16 protein-coding genes are annotated in these 16093 nt (G+C 62.6%); 6 read left to right on the top strand and 10 right to left on the bottom strand.

The window, feature by feature from the left end; translation table 11 throughout:
• The first annotated feature begins 37 nt into the window (after positions 1–37).
• Positions 38–649: a TetR/AcrR family transcriptional regulator gene (locus ACH79_RS21170; protein WP_161852712.1), complete on the top strand. Its 612-nt coding sequence runs from the start codon at positions 38–40 to the stop codon at positions 647–649.
• On the opposite strand, the gene ACH79_RS21165 is transcribed toward ACH79_RS21170, so the two are convergent.
• From ACH79_RS21165 to ACH79_RS21145, 5 genes are all read right to left on the bottom strand, one after another.
• Positions 636–1595 carry a fatty acid desaturase gene (locus ACH79_RS21165; protein WP_161852711.1) on the bottom strand — a complete coding sequence of 320 codons (960 nt, stop codon included), beginning with the start codon at positions 1593–1595 and terminating at the stop codon, positions 636–638. The two genes, ACH79_RS21170 and ACH79_RS21165, sit on opposite strands and share 14 nt — an antisense overlap.
• Positions 1596–1622: 27 nt before the next feature.
• Complete coding sequence (locus tag ACH79_RS21160; protein ID WP_161852710.1) at positions 1623–2642, bottom strand: alpha/beta fold hydrolase; 1020 nt, start codon at positions 2640–2642, stop codon at positions 1623–1625.
• A gap of 239 nt (positions 2643–2881) precedes the next feature.
• Entirely contained in the window at positions 2882–4534 is a 1653-nt protein-coding gene (locus tag ACH79_RS21155) for a regulator (protein ID WP_161852709.1), read from the bottom strand.
• Entirely contained in the window at positions 4531–5241 is a 711-nt protein-coding gene (locus ACH79_RS21150; RefSeq protein ID WP_161852708.1) for a cysteine hydrolase family protein, read from the bottom strand. The genes ACH79_RS21155 and ACH79_RS21150 overlap by 4 nt, the downstream gene beginning before the upstream one ends.
• A 178-nt stretch (positions 5242–5419) precedes the next feature.
• A complete protein-coding gene (locus ACH79_RS21145) occupies positions 5420–6418 on the bottom strand; it encodes a LysR family transcriptional regulator (RefSeq protein ID WP_161852707.1) in 999 nt (332 codons plus the stop codon).
• Between the two features lie 97 nt (positions 6419–6515).
• On the opposite strand from ACH79_RS21145, the gene ACH79_RS21140 reads away from it, so the two are divergent.
• Positions 6516–7064 carry a DUF4440 domain-containing protein gene (locus tag ACH79_RS21140; protein ID WP_202639287.1) on the top strand — a complete coding sequence of 183 codons (549 nt, stop codon included), beginning with the start codon at positions 6516–6518 and terminating at the stop codon, positions 7062–7064.
• Between the two features lie 27 nt (positions 7065–7091).
• Here ACH79_RS21140 and ACH79_RS21135 read toward each other — a convergent pair whose 3' ends face one another.
• The 4 genes from ACH79_RS21135 to ACH79_RS21120 form a co-directional block, all read right to left on the bottom strand.
• Complete coding sequence (locus tag ACH79_RS21135; protein ID WP_161852706.1) at positions 7092–8459, bottom strand: hypothetical protein; 1368 nt, start codon at positions 8457–8459, stop codon at positions 7092–7094.
• 273 nt (positions 8460–8732) lie between these two features.
• Positions 8733–9959 carry an allantoate amidohydrolase gene (locus ACH79_RS21130; protein ID WP_246738623.1) on the bottom strand — a complete coding sequence of 409 codons (1227 nt, stop codon included), beginning with the start codon at positions 9957–9959 and terminating at the stop codon, positions 8733–8735.
• Positions 9960–9963: 4 nt separating this feature from the next.
• Complete coding sequence (gene puuE / locus ACH79_RS21125; protein ID WP_161852704.1) at positions 9964–10902, bottom strand: allantoinase PuuE; 939 nt, start codon at positions 10900–10902, stop codon at positions 9964–9966.
• 2 nt (positions 10903–10904) lie between these two features.
• Positions 10905–11318, bottom strand: coding sequence for a DUF3830 family protein (locus tag ACH79_RS21120; RefSeq protein WP_057833489.1), 414 nt, complete (start codon positions 11316–11318; stop codon positions 10905–10907).
• Between the two features lie 179 nt (positions 11319–11497).
• Here ACH79_RS21120 and ACH79_RS21115 point away from each other — a divergent pair, with 179 nt between their 5' ends.
• Positions 11498–11929 (top strand): nuclear transport factor 2 family protein, encoded by a 432-nt coding sequence (locus ACH79_RS21115; protein ID WP_161852703.1) that lies wholly within the window; start codon positions 11498–11500, stop codon positions 11927–11929.
• A gap of 38 nt (positions 11930–11967) precedes the next feature.
• On the opposite strand, the gene ACH79_RS21110 is transcribed toward ACH79_RS21115, so the two are convergent.
• Complete coding sequence (locus ACH79_RS21110) at positions 11968–13110, bottom strand: mechanosensitive ion channel family protein (RefSeq protein WP_161852702.1); 1143 nt, start codon at positions 13108–13110, stop codon at positions 11968–11970.
• A 181-nt stretch (positions 13111–13291) separates the two neighbouring features.
• On the opposite strand from ACH79_RS21110, the gene ACH79_RS21105 reads away from it, so the two are divergent.
• From ACH79_RS21105 to ACH79_RS21095, 3 genes are all read left to right on the top strand, one after another.
• Complete coding sequence (locus tag ACH79_RS21105) at positions 13292–14365, top strand: LLM class flavin-dependent oxidoreductase (RefSeq protein WP_161852701.1); 1074 nt, start codon at positions 13292–13294, stop codon at positions 14363–14365.
• Between the two features lie 84 nt (positions 14366–14449).
• The gene (locus ACH79_RS21100; RefSeq protein ID WP_161852700.1) at positions 14450–15427 is read left to right on the top strand and encodes an NADPH:quinone oxidoreductase family protein; all 978 of its coding nucleotides are present in this window, start codon (positions 14450–14452) and stop codon (positions 15425–15427) included.
• A 24-nt stretch (positions 15428–15451) separates the two neighbouring features.
• On the top strand, positions 15452–16033 hold the full coding sequence (locus tag ACH79_RS21095; protein ID WP_161852699.1) for a DUF2889 domain-containing protein: 582 nt from the start codon (positions 15452–15454) through the stop codon (positions 16031–16033).
• Positions 16034–16093: the final 60 nt, after the last annotated feature.

The raw sequence follows: 16093 nt of genomic DNA, 5'->3' as shown, positions 1-16093 counted from the left end.
TCGCGCCGCACCGGTTCAGGGGCTGGAAATCCGGACGATGGCGAAGGGCAAGATGACAACGGAAGGTGACGCGGCGGCCGCCCGCCGCGGCCGCCCCCGTTCTGCCGAAACGACAAACGCAATCCTGCAAAGCGCCTATACGCTGATGGCGAGCACAGGTCTTGCCGCCACCAGCATCGACGCGATTGCGCGGCACTCGAACGTTTCGAAGATGACCATCTATAAATGGTGGCCGTCGCGCGAGGCACTTCTGATCGACGCATTTCTGAATCAGGCGTCGATGATGCTGCCGATCTCAGGCACCGGTCAGCCGGCGGCCCGCTTTAGACGCCACGCCGCCGCCTATGCCGAAGCGCTGCAGGGCGAGTTCGGCAAGGTGCAGCTCGCGGTGATCTCGGAATGCATCTCCAGGACCGGATCAGCGGAGATCTTCTACGAGCGTTATCTCGACCATCGCCGGACTGCGCTGATCGAACTGATCGCGGCCGGCCAGCGGGACGGCAGCATCGGCGCAACAGGCGCGCCGGAAGACCTTTACGATGCGATCTACGGGAGCCTGTTCTACCGCTACATTTTCGGCATCAAGCCGATCTCGCCCGCGCAGGCTCGCAACCTCGTCGACACCCTCCTGATGATTAGAGATCGCTAGGGCGGCTCGCCGGACTAACGCGAGCCTGGCGGAACCAGGCCCAGGTCTCCCGCGTCACCGCCCGATAGCCCCTGCCCCGGAATTTGATCTGACCATCAACGATCCGGTTCAACTTGGGCAGCGCGTGGAACGGGATGGACGGATAGGCGTGGTGCTCGACGTGATAGGGCATGTTCCATGCGAACCACTTCATGACCATGCCGGTGTAGGTGGTGCGGGTGTTCTGGAAAGCGCTGCGCGTCCGGTGGCAGCCGGTGTGCTCGGCATAAAGGTACGGACGCAGGATCAACTGGCCGAGAAGCAGCGGAACGATCCAGACCCAGAGCAGAATCGCCGTGTGCAAAGCGAGCGAAGCGAGCAGCAGCAGGACATAGCCCGTCAGATACAAGCGCGCTTCCCTGACGACGATGTGGCGCTTGCTTTCGGGAACCCAGGGAAGCGCGACCTTGCCGGTCAAGGCGTGACGCAGCATCAACAACTCTCGCCCGGCGAGCTGGACAAGGCCGGTATAGGCAATCGCCAATTGCGTGTCAGAGGATGGCTTGGGCCCAACGATCAGCTCCGGATCGCGCTGGGGATCCTGGGTGTAGCGATGATGGTCCCAGTGAAACAGGCAATAATATTCATAGCGGTTCGCGATCACGAAAGCCGACAGATGGCCGACGACAAGGTTGAGCGCGCGGCTGCGGAACGCAGTCTTGTGGGCGGTTTCGTGCATGGGCATGAACAGGAAGGCCACGAAATAGGCCTGCACGACGATCAGGGGCAAGGCCCACGCCAGTCCGTAAGTCGTAGAGACCAGCCATATCAGGGCGCCGACCACCGCGATCGCACCGTAGTGACTGATGGTGCGAATGGCGCCTTGAAGGTCCGAACGCACTGAAAGCTCGCGGAGTTCGGCCGACGTCAGCGGTTTCTCCCCTGTTGCCGTAATCGCAGTGCTCATGTCGTCGTCGCCTCCGATAGATGATTTTCAGGCCAGCAGCAGCGCCGAGATCTCGGCATTGATGAAAGCGCGATCTGTGGCGTTGTTGATCGGGTTTCCGGCACGGTGACCGTGGATCGAGGGAATCGGATGCAGTTCGGCTGACCTTGCATTGACGAGCCGGCCCAGTTCGGCCTCGTTGTCGCGCATGTCGAAATAGCGATCGGTCTGCCCGGGCATCAGCAGGATGCGCGCCCTGACGGCGGCGAGCGCGCGGTCGATGTCGCCGCCGAATTCGTCACACCGGCTGATATCGCCGCGCTGCCAGATGGCGATCTGCGCCAGCAGATCGTTGGCGTCGCGCCTGGCGAAAGCAACGTCCCACGAGCGCGCCAGATAATCCTCGAGGCTTGTAAAGCCGGCCTCGCGCCAGACCTCGTCGCGGTAGTACGCATGCGACATCGCCCAGCCCGCATAGACGCGTCCCATGGCGCGAAGTCCGGCGGAAGGTTTTGCGATGAAACGGCCGTCGCGGAAAGCCGGGTCCGCCGTGAGCGCGGTCTTCACGCCCTCAAGGAATACGTGATTATAGGGCGAACATCTGGCGCTGCCGCAGACGACGGCCGCCCGCTCCACCATATCGGGATGACAGGCGGCCCAGTGATAGGCCTGCATGCCGCCCATCGACCAGCCATAGACGAGCGCGATTTTCGAGATTCCGAATTGCTCCACAAGCAGGCGGCGCTGAACCGCGACCGCGTCGTGATAGCTGATCGCCGGAAACGGCGTGACGTCGGAATTGGACGGCGACGAGGACAGGCCGTTGCCGAACAGATTCGGGATGATGATGAAGTAGCGATCGGGATCCAGCGCGCCGCCGCGCTGGATCAGCCATTCGGTGTCATAGTGCTGCGCGCTGAACGATGTCGGATAGACGATCACATTGTCCTTGCGCGCGCTCAGCGTGCCATAGGTCTGGTAGGCGAGCTGCATCGAAGGGAACGCGACGCCCGACTGGAGCAGGACGTCTCCCGCCTCGAAGACATGATAGTCGCTGCGAGTTGTCATAGCCGCAGTTCCAGGGCCTCTAATTACTGTACTTATAGTACATTATTTGAGTTGGACCGCAACAGATTTCGCTGGCCGGCAATGACTTGCCCGCGGTCGAAGGTGGGAATGAAAGTTGGCGCCGTTTCGCGCTCCGCTCATCCCGGGGAGCGCGGAACGCGCGTCTCGAAGGAAGAGGCCCGACTGTGGCCTCATGGTCGAGACGCGCTTCGCGCTCCTCACCATGAGGAGTTGGAAGCTCACTCCGCCGGCGCCGCCGCCGGCACTTCCGAATGCGCGCTGTAGTCCACGCTCGGACTATTCTTCGCCAGCGCGTACATGCCCGCTGCCACCACCGCATAGGCGAGCGCCACGCCCGGCGTGACACCAAGACCGCCGCCGATGCCGACGGCTTCGCCGTGCATGAAGCCGAAATAGGTCATGACCGCACCGGCGAGCGCGAAGGCTGACGCCTTCATGAAGTCCCGCTCGATGACGAACACGCCGATTGCGCCGAGAACGAGGCCGGCGAGGATCGAGCCGCCGCCCATCACTTCCAGCCCGTGATAGATCACGCCCTGCTGCGGCAGCGCCGCGATGGCGGCGGCCTTCACCGCGTCCGCCTTGTCGGCCGCAAGCCCGCCCACCGTCTGCGCCGCGGTCATGGTCGAGGCCAACATGGTGTCGATCTGCAGTTTGGCCCACGCGGCAAGATGCGGCGTCAGCGCCAGCACGATCGCGGGCGCGTGCTTGACCGGCGTGGTCTGGAACGCCTGTGCGCCGATCAGCATGCCGATATAGAGCAGGATCGGCGAGATCGCGACCACGGGCACCAGCGCCAGCAGCACCGAGATGATGCCGAACCACGATAGCAGCACCACCAGGATGCCTGTCGCCGCCGAATAGCCGATGCGCCCGCCCATCGCCTTCCAGCCGGGATGGCCGATATAGACCGCGTTGATGAAGGGATTGCCCATCAGGCAGCCGATCAGGCTGACAACGCCGTCCGCGGTGAGCACGCGGGTAGTCGGATATTCGTCGCCCGCCGCTTCCGCGCTTTCGACGTTATCCATGGCCTCGACGAGATCGTAGATGCCGAACGGAATCGCCGTCACCAGAATGATGCCGAGGAATTCAAAGCCGGAGAAGACGTGGCCAAGAGCCGGCAGCGGCACCGAGAAGCCGAAATTGGCAAAGGCGTCGCCGACACCCTTCAGGCTCAAGCCACCGAGCCCGAGCCCGAACAGATTTGAACCCCAGGCGATGAGCATGCCGGCGGCAATGGCAATGAGGCCGGCCGGAATTCCCTTCGGATATTTTACACCGCCGAACCACGCCACCAGAATGATGGCAAAGCAGATCAGCCCGATCTGCGGCGTCATGTACATTTCCAGCGCCGGCCGCATCGAGATGAAGGTGACGGAGACGCCGGCGAGCGTGCCGAGCAGCGCCGCACGCGGGGTGATCTTGCGGATGTACGGCGCGATGAAACCGCCGATCATCAGAATAAAACTCTGGAAGAACACCCAGACGAGACCCGCCGACCAGCCCTTGACGGGATCGCCGGTCTTCAGCGTGATCGGCAGCATGATCACGAAGGTGACGATGAACATGTGCGGCACGCTGACGCCTGATGGCAGCGCGCAAACGTCGTTGCGGCCGGTCTTCTGTGCGAGCCTGTAGGCAAGGTACGCATAATAGAACGTGGAGAGGCACATCATCAGGCCGAGCGCCGGCAGGATGCGGCCGAATACAATCGAGTCAGGCATCTTCAGCACGAAGCGCAACAGCCCGGTCAGCACCAGCATGTTGACGAGGATGTTGGTGCCGAAGCCGAACAGCGCGTTCCAGTCGCCCGGCGTCCACAATGCCGGCTTGAAGGTGGATGATGCTGATGTCCCCGTGGTGCTCATCGTGATGCCCCCGCTACTGCCGTTGCTGGAATCTCCGGTGAAATCGCCTCCAGCACCGCGGCCGAATTGGAGACCCAGCCGAAGATGCCGCCCTGGGCCTTGATCATCTTCAGGCCCATCTCGTGGAATTCCGGAAAGTAGGAGGCGCAGCCGTCCGCCAGCACCACGCAGCGATAGCCGCGGTCATTGGCCTCGCGCACGGTGGTGTTGACGCAAACCTCGGTGGTGACGCCGCACACCAAAAGGTTCTCGATGCCGTAGCGCTGCAGCACCTCGCCAAGCTCCGTGGCGTAGAACGCGCCCTTGCCCGGCTTGTCGATCACGATCTCGCTGTCGAGCGGATAAAGCTCAGGAATGATGTCGTGGCCGGCTTCACCACGAATGAGGATCCGCCCCATCGGGCCGGGATCGCCGATGCGCAGCGACGGCGCGCCGCGCTCGACCTTGGCCGGCGGCGCGTCGGAGAGATCGGGCAGATGACCTTCGCGGGTGTGGATGACGAGCATGCCGGCCCCGCGCGCCGCATCCAGCACGGATGCGATCGGCTTAACCGCCCGCGCAAGCTGGCTGACGTCATTGCCGAGCGTCTCGCCGAAGCCGCCGGGCTCCATGAAATCGCGCTGCATGTCGATGATGAGAAGCGCGGTGACTGTCCAGTCGAGCTCGATCGGCTCCGGCTCCGCTGCGAGCTTTGCTGAGATCGCCATGACGTACGCGCCCCGAACGAGACAAGTCTCGCGGTGAGGCAAGCAAGGCGCATGCCATTGTGTACAATGGGGTCGCGCGCCGGCTCCGGAGAAAATCAATCGTATTGTCAGTCCTTTACTCACCGATGCTGGTCTTGGCTCGCCTTCATCGAACGCACCACAAGCGGGCAGTTGCTCATTAGCTGTGCATGCTGCGATTGCGCTTGCCCGAACGAAGAACGGACGATCCGCCATTTCCTGCTCGCACCTGTCCCAGCAACTCGACCAGCCAGGCAAGCCCGGCATCCATCATCGCAACTTTCGGCAGAACCATATTGATCGAGAAGCGCGGCAGCGGCAGCGGCGTCTTGACGGCGACGACATCAAAGCGGGCGCCATGGATCTCCACGAACGATCTCGGCAGCGCCGAAACCATCTCGGTTTCGGAAAGCACGGAAAGTGCGAAATTGAAATTTGGCACAGTCAGGGCCACGCGCCGGGCCAAGCCTTTCTTGGCGAGCTCAACATCCACGAATCCGGAAACATCTCCGGTGTGCGAAACGACGAGATGCTCCATCTCGCAGTAGCGTTTGAGGGTCGGGTTACGCTGGAACGGATGCCCCTTTCGTACGGCAATAACGAACTCCTCTTCGTAGAGCTTCTGTTTATGGAAACGGACCGGAATATCGTCGAAGGGAATGATCGCAATATCCAACGTCCGGTCTTCGAGCTCTTTCAACGCATCCTTCCACGCCAGATGAGGCACGGTGAAGCCTTGCACCGGCAGCAGCTGCCGGATTCCGACATCGACGCCCGGCGCCACCCCACGCAACGTCTCCAGCAGCGAAGGCAGGATGACTGACGACACGCCATCCGGCGCGCCAATGACGAAGCGGCGCGTCGAATGCCGCGGATCAAACGGCGTAACCGTCGAAACGACGCCGCGGATCCGCGCGAGAATTTCGGCAACTGATGTCGCTAGCTGGAGAGCGCGCTCCGTCGGAACGACGCCTTTCGGGGTCTTGAGAAACAGGGGGTCGCCGAGCAGCGTGCGAAGGCGACCCAGACCGTGGCTGATGGCGGACGGCGAAAGATGCAGCCGCTCCGCCGAGCGGCCGACATGCCGCTCCTCAAAGACGATCTCGAACAGCACGAGCAGGTTGAGGTCGATGCGGGATAGATCAATTTGGTTCAGCATAATGCTGAAATCATATCACTGGATTCAGCACCAACGAAATGACATTTCGGCGGCACCGCCGGTCAGTGGCTGGCCCAACCCGAATGGAGATACCCAAATGTTCAAATCGAACCGCTGGAGGCGTTTGGCTCTGAAGGCCGCGCTTGCAATGCCACTGTCGGCCGGCGCCGCACAGGAGCCAATGTGGGCAAGTTCGGAACAGGAACTTGTCGATCTGGTCAGCAAGACCGAGGCCCGGGCTTCGGCGTTCATGCGCGGCGACATGGACAGATGGTCCGGCCTGACGCGCATCTCGGATGACTTTACACTGATGCAGCCGTTTGGCGGCGAAGCCAGCCGGGGTTTTGACATGAGTCCCGAGCGGCTGGCGCGGCTCGCCAGCTATTTTGCGAATGGCGACGCCAAGGTCGAACTCGTCCAATCCTATGCATCAGGCGATCTGGCCGTGCTTGTCGTGATCGAGCGGCAGCACGGCGAGGTCGGCGGCTTGCCGGACCAGGACTGGTCGCTGCGGGTGACGCTGGTCTATCGCAGGCAAGGCGGGCAATGGTGGCTGGTTCACCGCCATGCCGACCCGCTCGTCCGCCATGTCGGGCTCGAGACTGCGGCCGCATTGGCGCGCGGCGCAAATCTCGACAGGCGGTAACGCAAGTCCGGCCAAAAAAGGGACGGTCTAGTTCCTGTTAAGCAGCGGCGCCCCGAATGCCCGCTGCCAGACCGACAGAAAACGTGGAAACCAGGAGTGCGCGACGGCGCTCTGATAAGCCCATGTGCGGTACTTGAGGCCCTTCTCCGACAGCAGCTCCTGATATCCGCCGTGCGTTTCGGTCGCGGTACGGATGTCCCTCAATATATCGCGGGCGCAGGACCGGTACGTGTCGGTGCCGGAATGTTCATCGTAGTCCAGCATGCGGTCGGCGAATTCGACGTTAAACGTCGGCCAGCAGGAACGCCCCTGGTAGGCCGAAGCCGCGATCTTGTGGATCATCTTGGTCTGCGGATTATCCACGGATACCAGGAAGTGAGACGTATCCGGAATTCGAAACTGCGGCTCGCCAAGTATCAGATCGGTCGTGGCTGCGAACAGCGCGCGTTCGCTCTCGTCACCGAGATCCCAAAATCCCTGGTGCACATTGACGAAATCGAGCGCAATGGCAGACGCCGCCGGCTGATGTCTGGAATCCAAGGCATGCTGGATATGGCCGTGCTTGCCGAACAACCGCAGAAGCTCCTTCTTGTACTGCGAAAGCGCGCGTCCAATCAGCCCCTCCAGCTCCGTCTGGTCGACCACCCCCAACCGAATGCCGCGCACAAAGGTCGCGTAGACGCATGCATTGGTGACGAAACGCCTGCGCTCGGCACGGGTATCCGTCGCCGCGGAACGAGGTGCGTTTAGGTCACACAGCAGAGCCGCGATGCCGTTGTCGTCGAACGGCTGCAGGGCGCTGGCGAGGTGAAGTATCGCCTTCTTCAGGTCCTCACGGTACCCGGCGAGCAACATGCGGCCGGCATGAGCACCTTGCGCCATCGCCAGATTTGAAGATGCCCTTTGGTCGGCGCGTATGATCTGTTCCAGACCGGCGAGGATGCCCAGCAGCGTATCCGACGGCAGCGAGAAGTAATTGACGCCGATGTACCGATCGCCGCCTGCGGGAACAATGGTCGTGGTGACGACATCGGCGCGGACGGCCTCCAGCATCAGCCGGACGCTCTTTTCGAGCAGGCGAACCCTGCGGACGGCATCCTCGGAATCCAGGATGGTCTCAGGATCGAGAACATCGGGATAAAACCAGGCAAAGTCCCGAGGATAGTAGGCGGATGCGTGCGGCGCCCCCGTGACCAGAAAGGCTTCCTGCGGAGAAAAGGCGTTGTCGACCGAGCGCCTGTACAGCTCCTCGATCCCCGCCGATGTCTGATATTTTCTCAGGAACCGGTCGCCGAGAAAATTGACAGCCTGAATACCGTTGGCAACGCAGGTGGCAATCGGACCCTGGTAAAATCGGTACTCGCGATGAGATGAAAATGAAATGTGACGGTGCATCTGCCTTGACGAACGTGGTTTCCGTGGTTTCGATTACCACGGGTTGGTGCCCCAGACATCGCCGATTCGTATTTCTGCCAGATGACTCATGATGTCATCGCGTTGTCATAAAAGCGGGAAGCCCTGTAGCCTGTAGGGTGGGTAGAGCTCAGCGAAACCCACCATGCCTTCCCGATTGCCCTCGCTCACAGCTGCAAGTTTGCGTTGGCCAGCCCTGGCAAGGTGATGGGTTTCGCTGCGCTCTACCCATCCTACGATCAGGCGGCTCCGCCCTTATACCTTTGGCCGGAAATTCTCGATCAGCCGCAGCAGCACGCGTGCCCCCGCATCGGCATCGGCGGGCTCGACATGCTCGGCCGGGTTATGGCTGATGCCACCGCGGCAGCGCACGAACAGCATGGCGACATCTGATATATCGATCATCGCCATGCCGTCATGCCCCGCTCCGCTCGGCAGTTCGAACGCGCCGAAACCTTCGGCCGCAACCGCTTCCGCCATTTGCGCTTTCAGCCAGGGCGCACAGGGCACGGTACGATTTTCGTGGGTCACGTCGATCTGGAGCGACAGTTCCCGGCGCTTTGCGATCGCCTCGATCTGCCGCACGATCTCGGCGACAGCGCTCTTGCGGTGGGTGTCGGTCGGCGCGCGGATGTCCAGGGTGAATGACACCTTGCCCGGAATGACGTTGGTCGCGCCCGGCAGCGCGGTGATGGCGCCGACGGTGCCGACCAGGCCCGAGCCGTCGTCCCTGCAGAATTGCTCGACCGCGACGATGCATTCGGCGGCGCCCGCCAGCGCATCGCGCCGCAGCGCCATCGGCACCGTGCCAGCATGGCCGGCCATGCCGGAGAGGTTCGCGGCGAGCCGCGTGGCGCCCGCGATCGCCGTCACCACGCCGACGGGAATGTTTTGCTGTTCCAGCACCGGCCCCTGCTCGATGTGCAGTTCGACATAGGCATGCAGTTCGCGGCGCACCCGCGCGGCCGCGCCGATGCGGTCAGGGTCGAGGCCGAACTGCGCAAGCGCCTCGCGCATCGAGACGCCGTCACGGTCACGCGTGTTGAGCACGCTTTCGTCGAAGGTGCCCGCGACGGCCCGGCTGCCGAGCAGCGTGGAGGCAAACCGCACGCCCTCCTCGTCGGCAAAGCCGACGATTTCGACCGCGAAGGGCAACCGCACGCCGCGCCGGTTCAGATCGGCGACACAGGCAATCGCCGTGATCACCCCGAGCGGCCCATCCCATTTGCCGGCGTCGCGCACGGTGTCGTAATGCGAGCCGAGCATCAGGCACGGCAGTCCGGCACGTTCGCCTTCGTAGCGGCCGCAGACATTGCCGATGGCATCGAGATGCGCGGCCATGCCGGCGTCCCGCATCCAGGACAGGATGAGGTCGGCCGCGCTGCGATGCTCGGGCGACAGGAAGATCCGCGTCAGATTATCGGAGGTCTCGGAAATCGCTCCGAGCTGATTGATGCGGCTTACGATTTCATCGCCGAGCATGGCTTCATCCAATATCGAAAGCATCGTCGGCGAGATGGGCCAGATTGGCGTGCCAATGCTGCGCGATCTCCAGCCGCGTCGGCACCCAGACCCGCTCGTGCTTTCCGATATAGTCGAGAAACCGCATCAGCGCCGCGGCGCGGCCGGGGCGGCCGACGACCCGGCAATGCAGGCCGACGGACATCATCTTCGGCGCGGTTTCGCCTTCCGCATAAAGAACGTCAAAGCTGTCCTTGAGGTAGGTGAAGAATTCGTCGCCGCCGCCAAAGCCCTGCGCGTTGATAAACCGCATGTCATTGGCATCGAGCGTATAGGGGATGACCAGATGCGGCTTCGAGCCGCGCGACTTGATCCAGTATGGCAGGTCGTCGGCATAGGAGTCGCAGAGATACAGCAGACCGCCGGCTTCCATCAGAAGCCTTAATGTGTTGATCGAGGAACGGCCGGTATACCAGCCGAGCGGACGTGCGCCGGTCGCCTCGGTGTGGACGCGGATTGCAGCTGCGATCTCGGTCCGCTCCTCGGTTTCCGACATGTCCTTGTGCTCGATCCATCGCAGGCTATGGCTGGCGATGTCCCAGCCGGCCTCCTTCATGGCGGCGACGATGTCCGGATTTCGCTGCAGCGCCTTGGCGACGCCGAACACGGTGGCGGGCAGATTGCGCTCAGTGAACATCCGCCACAGCCGCCAGAAGCCGGCGCGCGAACCATATTCGAACATCGATTCGATATTGGCGTGGCGCTGTCCGGGCCAGGGCTTCGCGCCCAGTACGTCGGACAGAAACGCTTCCGAGGCAGGATCGCCATCGAGAATATTGTTCTCGCCCCCCTCCTCGAAATTCACCACGAACTGGACGGCGACCCGCGCATTGCCGGGCCACTTCGGATCGGGCGGGTTGCGCCCGTAGCCGCGGAAGTCGCGCGGGTAGACCGGCGCGGCCATGCTCAGACTTCCTCGAAGCGGATCTTCTGCGCGCCCTTCCACAGCACGGTCTTGCCGAACGCGGTCAGGTTCTCAAGGCCCGAGGTCAGGGTGATGAAGTGGTTGCCAGCGAGCTGGCCCATCTTGCTGGCGAAATGCACGCCGCCATAGGCCAAGAGGATTTCGGTCTCGCTGATGCCGCCGGGATAAAGAATGATCTGGCCGGGCGCGGGGTAGCTGGTGTGGTTCTCGTAGGAGACGCCGAAATCGAGATCGCCGAGCGGCATCCAGACACCCTCGCCGCTCCAGCGGACATGGATCGCCTGGCTCTCGAACGGCATCGCCTTCCGGAAGGCGGCGACCGTCTTCGGCGCCAGTTGCTCCTCGAAACGGGCCTCAAAGGTGAATTCACCGGCGCGGACAATCAGTTGGCTCATCGATCTCTTCTTCTGGATACAGGTAAAGGACGAAAGTTCAGCCGTATCCATTACAGCCGGAACCAGCGGAAGCAAGGCCCATTCCGGCCCCGTCGGGGCTGAGTTGGAGGAGCATGGACCGAATTGCCTGAGATCGGTGTTGTTGGAGGCGCGAGACTTCAACCTAGGGAAAACAACTGATGGAGAACGCTGTAAGGAAGCTATTCGAGCGATACGAGAGCTTTTTCAATCAGTCCCTCGAAGGGAACTCGGATATGGATGAGGTCGCGTCGCTGTATGCCTCGCATTTCATCGCGGCCTCGCCTGCCGGGGTTATGACCGGGAAGAACGACGATCAGCTAAAGCAGGTCATGGCACAAGGATACGCGCACTATCGCGCGATCGGGACCAAGGGGATGCGGATTCGTCATATTCGTCTCTCACCGATCGATGAGTATCACTGCGTGGCCCACGTCTCTTGGACCGCGACTTATGCTCGCAAGGATCAGAAGGACACAACAATAGACTTCGATGTTCACTATCTGGTCCAGAAGCTAAACGGCGAGGCAAAGGTCTTCGGCTGGGTGTCGGGCGATGAGCAGGCGCTTCTAAAGCAGCACGGCATTGTCTAGAGCCCTTTCGGTTTGATTGAACCGATCATCCGTGGTGCTCAGCTATGAGCCCGCGCCGGCACCGGCCGCGACCGCTCATCGCCATGCTCGAACGCGCCGCCGAAATCGGCGATCGGGGGCGATACCATGGCGCGCTCGCGCGGGAATGCTTCGGGCATTTCCTCGCGAATGAAGGCCAGCAGCTTTTCCCTGATCTCGCAGCGCAGATCCCAGGATTGCGGTGCGGATCTGGCACTGACCAGCGCCCGGAGTTCGATCGCCCGCGGGCTGGCCTCGATCACCTGGAGATTGACCACGGCGCCATCCCACAATTTGGACTCGCGCACGGCCTGCTCGAGCCGCTGCCTGATCCGTGAGACGTCGGTGCAGTAATCGACATGAAAGGCGATGGCCCCGATCAGCGATTGGGTGTCGCGGGTCCAGTTCTGGAACGGACGCTCGATGAAGTAGGACAGCGGGACCACCATCCTGCGCCAGTCCCAGAGACGGACCACGACATAGGTCGAGGCGATATCCTCGACCCATCCCCATTCGTTCTCGATGATGACGGCGTCCTCGATCCGGATCGGTTGCGTGATCGCGATCTGGACCCCCGCGATCAGGTTTGAGAGCAGCGGCCTTGCGGCCAGACCGACGATCAGGCCGGCGGCGCCGGCGGACGCGAACAGGCTGACGCCGTATTGCTTGACGGATTCGAAAGTCATCAAGGCGGTCGAGATCGCGATGAGGATGATCAGCGTATCGATCACGCGCTTGAAGACACGAACCTGGGTGACGTGCTTGCGGGCGAGAAAGTTCTCATCGGTGTCGAGGCGGAACCGCTGCAGATAGCGGGCGGCCCCCATGTCGACGGCGCGAACCGTGATCCATCCGATCAGGGCGATGACGGCGACGACGAAAAAGTGCCGGAGCTGTTCGCGCAGCACGTCGTTCAGCGGCGCCAGCGGCAGCACCAGCGCGACCGCCACCAGACAGAGCGCCAGCCGGCTCGGTCCGGCGATCCGCTGCAGGAGCAACGTCACCGCCGGCCAGCGCGCTGCGACTACGCGCCTGACGATTCTGGCGGCAATACCGTAGACGAACAGTGCAATGAAAATAGCTCCCACGACGAGGCCGAGACCGATTGCCCATTGCGGCACCCAGCCAAATATCTGTTCGAATTTTGACAGAAGATCTTCCATGCAAGATTCCCCGCTGCGTAGCGCCGTTCGGCCGCTAACGCATTGATCCGTGCATTGGTCCCGCATCTGACGCAGCGCAGCAATTCACTGAGCGCATTTCGCTATTCGACGGGTTTGCTTGCTTTCCCTTCGCCTTGCGCGTTTCATTCGGAACAAACATGAGGGAACCAGGGACGCACCAATGCCAGCAAGAATCATCGGAATGATCGGCACCCAGCAGGAGGGCGTCGCGGTTCACCTGATCAAGGGACAGATCTCGCGGCAATGGGTGATCGATTTCACCCGGCTGCATGAGCAGTGGAACTATGATTCCGTGCTGGTCGGATATTATGCCTCCGCCGCCGAAGGCTTTGCGATTGCGCTCTATGCGGCCGACCACACCGAGCGGATCAAGTTCCTGATCGCGCACCGGCCGGGCTCGGTGGCGCCGGCCCTCGCCGCGCGGCAGGTCGCGACCTTCGACCAGCTCACGCAGGGCCGGCTGGCGCTGCATATCATCGCCGGCACGAGCGACGCGGACCAGGCCAGCGAAGGCGACTTCCTGCCCAAGAACGACCGCTACCGCCGCGCCGGCGAATATCTCGAGGTGATGCAGAAGCTCTGGACCAGCGACGGCCCGATCGATCACAAGGGCGAGTTCTACCGCGTCGAGGGCGGTTTCTCCGACATCAAGCCTCATCAGCAGCCCTACCCCACCCTCTTCTTCGGCGGCTCTTCTGGGGGCGCGCTGGAGATGGGCGCAAAGCATTGCGACGTGTTCGCGATCTTCGGCGAGCCGCTGAAGGAGACGCGCGAGCGGGTGCAGGATTTCCGCCGGCGTGCCGCCGTCTTCGGGCGCCAGGTCGGCTTCAACATGTCGCTGCGGCCGATCATGGCGGATACCGAAGGCGCGGCATGGGACAAGGCCAATGCGCTGCTGGCGGATGTCGAGCGCAAGACCGGCGCCGCGCCGCAACCGACCAACCATTCCGCCGAACGCCTGCTCGGCTACGCCGCGCGAGGCGACGTACATGACGAGCGGCTGTGGATGGGAATTGCCCGCGCCACCGGTGCGCCGGGCAACACGTCATGCCTGGTCGGCACGCCCGAGCAGATTGCGGCGGCGGTGCTGGAGTATTACCGGCTCGGCATTCACTCCTTCCTGCTACGCGGTTTCGAAAATCCGCACGACACGATGGCGATCGGCCGTGACTTGATTCCGCTCATCAAGCAAGGTGCGCTGGCGATCGACCGGCAGGCCGAGGCGGCCGAATAGAGTTCACCTCAACAATCCGCACGCACCTCAAGATGCCTTCGCAAGGCCTTGAGGTTGACCAGGAAACCGCATGAGAGATTTTGCATGAAGGCCGTCGTTGTCGACAACTACAATTCGATTGACGGTATCTCGATCAGGGAGATCGATACGCCCGGCCTCGCCGCGGGCGAAGTCCGTGTCAGGATCGGCGCGGCGGCGGTCGGCTTCGTCGATGGCTTGAAGGTACAGGGTCTCTACCAGACCAAGGATCCGCTGCCGTTCGTGCCGGGAACGGAGTTTGCCGGAACGGTCGACGACGTCGCGGACAATGTCAGCGCCTTCAAGCCGGGCATGCCGGTGATCGGCATGGCCCGTTCCGGCGCGCTCGCCGAATATATCTCGGTGCCATCTGCCGCGCTCAAGCACTTGCCGCCACAGGTGCCGTTCGAGGCCGGCGCGTCGTTTCAGGCCAATTATCTGACCGGGCTTTACGCGCTGGAGGCCCGCGCCTCGCTTCAGGCCGGCGAGATATTGCTGGTGCTGGGCGCGGCCGGCGGGGTCGGCATCGCCGCCGTTCAGATCGGCAAGCTGATGGGCGCGCGGGTGATCGCAGCCGCCTCAACGGCCGAGAAGCGCGACTTCGCGGCTGGCTTCGGCGCCGATCAGACCATCGACTACACAAAGGCGGACTGGCGCGACACGCTAAAGGAATTGACCGGCGGCCATGGGCCCGATGTCATTTACGATCCCGTCGGCGGCGAGGTATCGCTGCAGGCGTTTCGCTCGATCGCCTGGCGCGGACGGCATCTCGTGGTCGGGTTCGCTTCGGGCACCATCCCGGCGCTGGCGTTCAACCTGCCGCTGCTCAAGGGCGGCGCCCTGCTCGGGGTCGATCTGGCGCAGATCCAGCGGCGCGAGCCGGAGACTCACACCCGGCTGATGGCGCAATTGTTCGATTGGCTGGCATCCGGCAAATTGCAGCCGGTGGTCGGCAAGATCGTGCCGTTCGAGAATTTCCGCGAGGCGTTCAAGACCATGCAGTCGCGATCGGCGCTGGGCAAGATGATCATCAAATTAGGCTGAGCGACGCGTCGAGGATATTTGCTGATGTCTCTGGAAAATGCCAACAAATCGCGCCGCCTGATGCACACGCGATCGGTCGAGTGCGAAGGCTTTCTGCGCGACGACGGGCTCTGGGAAGTCGAGGCGTGGCTGCGGGACACGAAACCGTTCACCCAGCGCGCCGATCGTTTTCGCGAGGAATTGAAGCCGGGCGATCCCGTGCATGACATCGGCGTGCGGCTCGCCATCGATGAAGGCATGATCATCCACGAGGCGCAGACGATGATGCGCGCGACGCCCTACCCGACTTGTGTCGAGGTCGAGCCGATCCTGCGGCGCCTGATCGGCGAGCGCATCGGCCCGGGCTGGCGCGAAACGGTGCGGCGCAAGATCGGCCGGCTGGAGACCTGCACGCACCTGATGGAATTGCTCGGCCCCGCCGTGACCACGCTGTACCAGACCATGTCCTATGGCAGGAAACCGGAGGGACGCGACACGCTGGAGAACCAGCAGAACTCTGGTGAGCGTCCATTCTTCATCGGCGGCTGCCATTCCTGGCGCACCGACGGACCCGTAGTCGCCGCGATGTTCCCGCAGTTCGCGACCAAGCCGGCGGCGAGGGATTAATGCGTGATCCGATAAACTCCTGATCAGATTGATTCAAGGGAGCCGACGCTTCTTCGCTGG

The sequence above is a fragment of the Bradyrhizobium sp. CCBAU 051011 genome, from assembly GCF_009930815.1.
In the GTDB taxonomy this organism is placed as follows: Bacteria; Pseudomonadota; Alphaproteobacteria; order Rhizobiales; family Xanthobacteraceae; genus Bradyrhizobium.
This window is presented reverse-complemented; position numbering and strand designations above follow the sequence as displayed.